This window comes from Gammaproteobacteria bacterium (assembly GCA_011682695.1).
Classification (GTDB): domain Bacteria; phylum Actinomycetota; class Acidimicrobiia; order Spongiisociales; family UBA4744; genus BMS3Bbin01.
Genome location: JAACED010000075.1, coordinates 1 through 7,715, shown reverse-complemented (window position 1 = coordinate 7,715; position 7,715 = coordinate 1). Strand labels below are relative to the sequence as shown.

7 protein-coding genes are annotated in these 7,715 nt (G+C 62.9%); 2 read left to right on the top strand and 5 right to left on the bottom strand.

Annotated elements, in window-relative coordinates:
* Positions 1-267 precede the first annotated feature (267 nt).
* Together GWP04_11310 and GWP04_11305 are read left to right on the top strand one after the other, a co-directional pair.
* Positions 268-1,230: an NAD-dependent epimerase/dehydratase family protein gene (locus GWP04_11310; GenBank protein ID NIA26139.1), complete on the top strand. Its 963-nt coding sequence runs from the start codon at positions 268-270 to the stop codon at positions 1,228-1,230.
* A 65-nt stretch (positions 1,231-1,295) separates the two neighbouring features.
* Positions 1,296-1,676 carry a CBS domain-containing protein gene (locus GWP04_11305; protein ID NIA26138.1) on the top strand — a complete coding sequence of 127 codons (381 nt, stop codon included), beginning with the start codon at positions 1,296-1,298 and terminating at the stop codon, positions 1,674-1,676.
* Positions 1,677-1,885: 209 nt separating this feature from the next.
* Here the strand turns inward: GWP04_11305 and GWP04_11300 are convergent, their stop codons facing one another.
* The 5 genes from GWP04_11300 to GWP04_11280 all read right to left on the bottom strand — a co-directional run bounded on the left by GWP04_11300 (position 1,886) and on the right by GWP04_11280 (position 7,593).
* A complete protein-coding gene (locus GWP04_11300; protein NIA26137.1) occupies positions 1,886-3,013 on the bottom strand; it encodes an aminotransferase class V-fold PLP-dependent enzyme in 1,128 nt (375 codons plus the stop codon).
* A gap of 88 nt (positions 3,014-3,101) precedes the next feature.
* On the bottom strand, positions 3,102-4,292 hold the full coding sequence (locus tag GWP04_11295) for a glycosyltransferase (GenBank protein ID NIA26136.1): 1,191 nt from the start codon (positions 4,290-4,292) through the stop codon (positions 3,102-3,104).
* 8 nt (positions 4,293-4,300) lie between these two features.
* Entirely contained in the window at positions 4,301-5,167 is an 867-nt protein-coding gene (locus GWP04_11290; protein ID NIA26135.1) for an ABC transporter permease subunit, read from the bottom strand.
* Positions 5,164-6,126, bottom strand: a complete 963-nt coding sequence (locus GWP04_11285; protein ID NIA26134.1) for an ABC transporter permease subunit — start codon at positions 6,124-6,126, stop codon at positions 5,164-5,166. Before GWP04_11285 ends, GWP04_11290 begins: the two co-directional genes overlap by 4 nt.
* 48 nt (positions 6,127-6,174) lie before the next feature.
* Positions 6,175-7,593 (bottom strand): extracellular solute-binding protein, encoded by a 1,419-nt coding sequence (locus GWP04_11280; GenBank protein ID NIA26133.1) that lies wholly within the window; start codon positions 7,591-7,593, stop codon positions 6,175-6,177.
* Positions 7,594-7,715: the final 122 nt, after the last annotated feature.

Below are 7,715 nucleotides of genomic sequence, written 5' to 3'. Positions count from 1 at the left end.
GGAAACGGACCTCCTTCCGTCCTCGGCGCGGCACCTCCCAAGACCCCCTCCGTCCCTGACGGGACACCTCCTCCAGCGTCGGCCCTTCGGGCCTCCTGGGGGAGGAAACGGACCTCCTTCCGTCCTCGGCCAGAGCGCCGAGGACACCTCCCCCAACGTCGGCCCTTCGGGCCTCCTGGGGGAGGAAACGATCGTTCCGACGGCTCATTGCCGTGAGGGCGGCGGATGAGTCTGATCGTCGGTGGTTTGGCTGGTAGGTTTTAGCTGATGGAGAGTGACCAGCATTTCGCCGGATCCCATGCCGTTGTGCTCGGCGGAGCAGGGTTTCTCGGTTCGCATCTTTGTGAGCGACTCATGGAGGAGGGAGCAAGGGTCACCGTTGTCGACAATCTGATCACCGGGCGCGAAGCGAACGTGGACCATTTGTTCGGTCGGGGCGGATTCACGTTCCTCCACTACGACATCACGAACTTTCTCCATGTTCCGGGCGACGTCGACTTCGTGATCCATTTCGCCTCACCGGCATCACCCGCTGACTATCTGCGGTGGCCCATTCAGACATTGAAGGTTGGATCCCTCGGAACGCACAAGGCGCTGGGGCTGGCAAGGACCAAGCATGCGCGGTTTCTCCTTGCATCGACGAGCGAGGTGTACGGCGACCCTGCCGTGAATCCACAGCCCGAGTCCTATTGGGGAAACGTCAACCCGGTCGGCCTCAGGGGTGTGTATGACGAGGCGAAGCGTTTCGCCGAGGCGATGGCTCTCGCCTATCACCGGCAGCACGCCGTCGATGTCCGGATTGCGCGCATCTTCAACACATATGGTCCGAGGATGCGCCTGGATGATGGGAGAGCCGTGCCGGCCTTCTTTGCCGCAGCCCTGCGCAATGAGAAGCTCCCGGTCCACGGCGACGGGATGCAGACGCGGTCACTGTGCTACGTGGACGATCTCATCGAAGGCATCGTGAGGTTGCTCTCGGCTGACGTGGTTGGACCTGTGAACCTGGGGATGCCGGAGGAAGTGACGATTCTCGACCTTGCCGAGATGATTCAGACCGTTGTCGGCCGACATCCCGGTATCGTTCTGGAGCCGCGGCCGGAGGACGATCCGGGTGTTCGGTGTCCGCAGATCGATCTCGCGACTCGGGAATTGGGTTGGATGCCGACGATCACGCTTCAGGAGGGTTTGGAGCGGACGCTGCCTTGGTTCCAGGCCGCACTGCAAGGCTGACCGGCACGCGGCCAGACTCTCACGCTGCGCATTCACGCTACGCTTGATTCAGTAGGAGGTGTCGGGTGAAACTGAGGGCGATGGTCGGTGGCCGAGCGGAGGTCTGCGGTCCCGAGACCACTCTGCAGGACGTGTCGGCCGCGATGCTGGCTGCCCGTGTGGGATCCATCGGTGTCATCCACGGACGGCGCCTTGCGGGCATCATCACAGAACGCGATATCGTGCGCGCCGCCGCCGGAGGCATGGATCCCAAGCTGGAACTCGTCGAGGATTGGATGACGTCCGATCCGGATGTGTTTACACCCGAAGTCACGGTCGCAGAGGCGGGCCGATGGCTGCTCGAGACCGGTTACCGTCACCTGCCCGTGATGGAAGACGATGAGCTGCTCGGGATTCTGAGCATCCGTGATGTGCTGTGGGCGCTCCTCGGATCAGACCCTTCATAAGATCCCGCCGGCGAACACACGGCATGAGCTCTCTCTGACCCCATCGGCTTCACCGGGTCGTGTCTACCGGTGCTCAGGTCTATCGCTCCGCCGAGGTACGGCTCACCGATGTCCATGGATTCTCCTGGAGATAGGATTCTACGGGTGACCGCTCGTCCCGTGAAGGCTGTGGGAATGGGACCCGGCACGGTCGCCCTTGGGGCGCGAAGTCAGACGTGCCGGAGGGCCGCCTCGAAGCGGTCGATGTCTTCGTCGTTGTTGTAGAAATGTGGACCGACGCTGATGCCGACCTCCGGCACGGCTTCGACGATGACCTGTCGCTCGGCGAGGCGTGCGGCAACCCGCTGCGCATCCTCGACGGCGAACGTCACCGTGCCCCCGCGCCGGTTCGGGTCGCGGTTCGCCATGAGGGGAATCCCAAGCCGGTCACCGATCTCGATGAGCCTGCCGGTCATGCGAAGCGAGTTGTCACGAATCGCCGCTACTCGAGCCTCTCTGATGATTCGATAGCCTGCCCTCGCCGTGTAGAGCGCCGGCACGTTCGGGGTGCCGGACACGAAGCGCCACATGCCGTCCTGCGACGCAGCGTCTTGTGTGTGGATGTCGAAGGGGGAACGGTCACCGGGCCATGCGGCCAATCTCGGTTCGAGACTTGGCTGCAGCTCCTTGCGGACGTACAGCCAGCCGGCGCCGAGCCCGCCGCAGAGCCACTTCGCGGAGCCGCCGACGGCGAAGTCGGCCCCCAGTGCAACGAGATCGATCGGTATCACCCCTGCTGACTGGTACACGTCGAGGACCACCATCGCGCCAACGTCATGCGCCCGTTCGATGATCGCCTTTGCGTCCTGCATGTACGAGCTGGGAAACAGGACGTGACCGATGATCACGAGAGCGGTGCGCTCGCCGATTGTCGCTACGAACGTCTCTGTCGGGATCGTCGTTCCGTCCCAGCTCCGGACCGTGGTCACCTTTGCGCCAGGAACTCTCTCCCAGATCCGTCGAACGGAAGGAAAGCTGAGATCCGTGCAGACGACCCGGTTGGCGTCACCTAGCAACGTGAAGCAGGACGCTGCAATCGACTCGGCGACCGTTACGTTCGGGACCATCGCGATCGAACCGGGCGGCGCTCCGACGATAGGGGCCAGCTCGTCGCCGACGCTCAGCGGCGTGTCCCACCATCCTTCCGTCCACGCGCCGACCCCGCGCGTTGCCCACTCGTTCGTGTAGAGCTCCAGTTCCTCCTTGGCGTCGAGAGGCATTGCTCCTAGCGAGTGGCTGACGAGGTACGCAGCCTTCTCGAGCACAGGGAACTGATTCCGGTAAGAGGCGAAATCCATGGAGCCAGTGTACGGGGAGGGCCGGTGCCGGTGCCGGGGATCCTCAGCTCCTCTGCTCCGTCACGTGCGACGGGAACTCCATCGACGGTCACTCGGTGAGCATGGGAAGCAGCCGCCGCCGAAGCACCTTGTATGAGAAGTGCTGGAGGCCGATCTCGTAGTTGCGCTCGACGATCTCGGTCCAGGTCCCAGGATCTTCGAGCCATGCGGCAACCTGCCGCACGGCGGCGTTGTTGAGCCGACCGTCGACCTCTATGCATGTGATGCCGGTCGGTGCGATGTCTCGAACGTACACGGGGTAGCGGTTCACGAACACGGGACGGCGGTGATAGACCGCTTCGAGCAGCGCGTTGCCGAAGCCTTCGATACGACTCGGGAACGTGACGAGGTCGGCGGCAGCGTAGGCCTCTTCGAGGGTGGGCCGGCCCGGTTCGCCCGTCGGAACGAAACGGAGGTCTACGTTCAAACGTTCCGCCCGGTCGCACAGGAAGCCCCAGTAGTCGCCGTCTTCGTCGTGCTCGGGATGGGTCACGATCACCTTGACGTGTGGGTCGGCCAGGTGGTGGGCCAGCTGGAGGGTCAGCTCGATGTTCTTGCGAGTGATGCGTCTCGTCGATTGGAGCAAGACCAGGTCTCCCGTCCGGAGGCCGGCTTCGGTACGGAATCTCGTGGGGTCGGCTCTTTCCGGGGGATGCTCGAAGTCCATCACGTTGGGCAGCAGTGTTGCGGCGATGGCGCGCCGGCGGGCGAACTCCTCTCGGGCGAACGAATTGATGACGATGTGCTGCATCCTCGGGGATGGAGGCGGAAACGCCCCGTACAGGATGTCCGGGACGGCGTTCGGCCAGAACCTCGTGCGTTCCCAGAAGAAGTCGTGATGGTGGGAGATGGAGGGGATGCTGGACTCGAGCGTGAAGTCGGTGATGCCGACGCCGAGGGGCAGGTGCATCGGGATCGACAGGGCGTTTTGAGGCATGAGTACGTCCACATCGAAGTCGCGGACGAACGTGTGGAGCGCCCGGTTGATGGCGGTTGCCTCGGCCCGCACCTGTTCGATTGTCCCGGCCGGCCGGGTGTCCCGGCCGAAGCTGCGGCGCTGCAGATCCCGGTTCTGGTCTGTGCCGAAGAACGCCGGCGGGTACTCGGTGCCAGGTCGGTACTGCGGTCCGAGCTTCCCTGCGAACCAGACAACCTGATGGCCTGCCTCTTCGAGCACCTGGGCGACCTTGCCTGTCTCCAATGTGACGCCGTCGAGGCCGGCGAATCTGGTCGAGACCATGCCGATGATCACCCTTTGACGCCTCCCGCCGTGAGGCCTTCGGTGAGGAATCGTTCGGCGGCGAAGAACAGGATGATGACCGGAAGGGTGACGATCACCGACCCGGCCATGAGCAGGGTTTTCGGGACTTCCACAGTGTTCATCTGCTGGAGACCCAGCGCGACCGTCCACAGGTCACGTCGTTCGATGAGGAACAGCAAGGCGAAGAGGAACTCGTTCCAGGCGATCATGAAGACGTAGAGCGCAACGGCGGCGATCGCGGGCGCCGACAGCGGCAGGGTGATCTTGCGGATGACCCCGAAGCGTGAGAGGCCGTCGATGAGGCCCGCTTCCTCCAGCGACGCCGGGATCGTCTCGAAGTGGCTTCTCAGCATGTAGAGGGCGACCGGAATCGTCTGTGCCAGGTAGACGATGATCAGGCCCGTCAGCGACGAACGCAGCCCGATCTTCGAGAAGAGCACGAACAGTGGGATGGCGATCACGACAGCGGGGAACAGGTAGACGAGCAGGATTCCCCAGCTGATCGCCTTCTTGCCGGCGAAACGCATGCGGGCGGCGGCGTAGGCAGCGAAGATCGCGAGAGTGGTGGTGACGATCACGGTCACCACGCTGACGATCGCACTGTTCTTCACGAACACGCCGAATCCTTGACCGCCAATCATGCCCGAGCGGAGCACCTCCTTGTACGTCTCGAGGCTCTTGATCTGCTCCCACGGAGGGAACAGTCGGGCCGGGTGCAGAAGCAGCTCCTGGATCGACCGGAATGACAGGCCGAACATGTAGATGAGCGGGAACAGGGTGATGACGATGAAGAAGATGATGCTCAGCCACTTGAGGAAGCCGAAGAAGCGTTCTTCGAAGACGGCGCGACTCATGCCACATCCTCCTCGTAGAACCACCTGAAGTAGACGAATAGCAGCACCATGAGGATCGCGGCAAGGACGAGTCCCAGCGCAGCTGCTGCACCGATGTCACCGCGTCCGCGCAGCCATTCGATGATCTTGACGGTGATGACCTGCGTGCCGGCGGCTCCGCCGGTGAGCAGGAAGATGTCATCGAACTTGTTGAACGTCCAGATGAAACGGAGAAGGAACAGCACCGAGAAGACCCCTCGGAGCTGCGGGAGGGTTACATACCAGAATCGCTGGGTGAGGGTGGCGCCGTCGACCATCGCCGCCTCGTCGAGTTCCGCCGGGATCGCCTGGATGCGGGCAAGGATGAACAGGAAGGCGAACGGGAAGTACCGCCAGCCTTCGAACAGGATCACCATCGTGAGCGCGAGCGGCACCTTGAGATGGGCTCCGAAGAGGGAGAACTCATAGAAGCGGGTGCCGAGGAAGTCGATGCGTTGCCCACCGATCGCGGCGATCCACTCATTGGCGATTCCGAATGTCTGGTTCAGCATGAGCTGCCAGACGAAAGCGGCAGCGATCACCGGCGTGACATACGGGAACAGCATGAGTCCCCGCACGAGTGAGCGTCCCCGGAACGTCTTTCGGACGACCAGCGCCGCCCACAGGCCCATGAGCATCGACAGGATCGTGCCGAACACCGTGTACTCGAGGGTCGTCCAGATGGTCTGCCAGAAGTCGCGTACTCCGACGACGGCCTTGAAGTTCCTCAGGGTTCCCTCGAAGTGCAAGAAGTTGATGTGCTGGAGATCGATGAGCCGGAGCCGCTGAAGGCTCAGTGAGATGTTCCAGATGACCGGAAACAGGACGAGCCCGAGCACGATGATCGCGGCCGGAAGGACGAAGATCCAGGCAAGACGCGCCTCGCGCTTTGCGAGGGTTCCTCGCCTCTTGGGTGGTGCTGCTGATGTGGGAGCTGCCATGTGAACTCTGAGAGGAGGGGGACGCTGTCGCGTCCCCCTCCTTCTGCGCTATTTGAGCAGTTCGATTTCCTGCTCGACCTCGGCTTGCAGGTCGGCTGCTGCCTCCTCGGGCGTGAGCGTCCCGTCGAGGACGTCCCTGATCGCTCTTGGAACCGGCAGTGACGTGTAGATCGCGGTGACCAACTGTCCCTGTCCCTGGAGGAATCCCCAGCGCTGGAAGTTGTCGGCGCCTGCGATCAGCTCGTTGATGACCTCTGGGCTGTAGAAGTCGCTCAACGGTGCCTTCCGATCGACACCAGTCTTGAGGGCTTTCCACCCATCGATGAACTTCGTCGGATCATCGGGCGTGCCGCGGCGCATCGGGAACTTGCCTTCCACCGAGGTGGAGAGCCAGTCGAGATAGCCGTCACTCAGCCAGAATTCGATGAACTGCTTCGCAGCATCGGTGTCCGAACCCGTACCGATTCCCAGGTAGGAGATCTGTCCGTACTGGGCGGGCGAGCCGTCCGGTCCGGCGAACGCCGGGACGAATCCCGAGTTCTTTGCCAGATAGGCAGGATCGTTCACACATTCGGGGCAGGTCGGGAACGCCGAGTCGCGAAGGCCCGCCATCTCATCCATGATGAACGGTGACCATACGATCATCGCCGCCTGGCCCGCGAAGTACGTCGCTCGAGTCGTCACCACGTCCTGGGTGCCGCCGGGGCTGTAGTTCTTCAGCAGGTTCGTGTAGAAGCGGATCGCCTCGATGCACTCGGGCGTATCGAGAGTGACGTTGCCGGCATCGTCGGTGAGCTGACAGTCGTTCGCCAGCGCGAAGTGCTCGAACGTTTGCTGGGTGAACACCGCTCCGGCATCGGTCGATGCCGTGATGCCGTAGAAGTTGTTCCCCGGATCGTTGAGCGTCTTGGCTGCCAGCTCGATCTTCTGGAACGTGTCCGGGCGGTCCAGACCGTTCGCGTCGAACAGGTCCTGGCGGTAGATCAGCAGCTGGCCCCAGCCGTCAGACGGGACCGCTGCCACCGTGCCGTTGACCGTGGCCATGTTGAGCGCGCCTTGGGCAAACGTGTCCGCCCCAAGGTCCTTGACGACCTCGCTCGCCGCGTCCATGTCGAGCAGCCCTTGCTCCGCCCATCCGACGGTGAAGTCGATCGGATGGAACACGACGTCCGGGAGTGTCCCGCTCGCCGCTGCCGCCACCATCGTCTCGGGAAGTGCATTCTCATCCACGTACACGGGGATGACGTTGATTCCCGTCGCCGCAGTGAAGCGGTCGATGATGCCCTGCGTGATCTGAACACGAGCCGGCTGTGTCTCGGTGCTCCAGAAAGTAATGGTCGGTGTCTCGACCTCGACCGTCTTGGTCTCGGTGACGATCGAAGTGACCGTCTCGCCAGGAACCTGGACGGTGACCGTCACGGTCTCCGGTGTCACCTCCCCCGATGTGCCGCACGCGACGGCGACCATCGAGAATACGAGCAACACCAGCAGTGCGCCTCTCCAACGTTTCATCGTTACCTCCTTGCTTATGGCTCGGCCGGGCTTCACCGCGCATGCACAGCGGATACGAGCCCCTTCTCCTGGTCTCT

Excerpts from the sequence above, each read along its gene's own strand:
- GWP04_11310 (NIA26139.1), top strand. The coding sequence starts at position 268 with ATGGAGAGTGACCAGCATTTCGCCGGATCCCATGCCGTTGTGCTCGGC.
- GWP04_11300 (NIA26137.1), bottom strand. The coding sequence starts at position 3,013 with ATGGATTTCGCCTCTTACCGGAATCAGTTCCCTGTGCTCGAGAAGGCT.
- GWP04_11295 (NIA26136.1), bottom strand. The coding sequence starts at position 4,292 with ATGGTCTCGACCAGATTCGCCGGCCTCGACGGCGTCACATTGGAGACA.
- GWP04_11290 (NIA26135.1), bottom strand. The coding sequence starts at position 5,167 with ATGAGTCGCGCCGTCTTCGAAGAACGCTTCTTCGGCTTCCTCAAGTGG.
- GWP04_11285 (NIA26134.1), bottom strand. The coding sequence starts at position 6,126 with ATGGCAGCTCCCACATCAGCAGCACCACCCAAGAGGCGAGGAACCCTC.
- GWP04_11280 (NIA26133.1), bottom strand. The coding sequence starts at position 7,593 with ATGGTCGCCGTCGCGTGCGGCACATCGGGGGAGGTGACACCGGAGACC.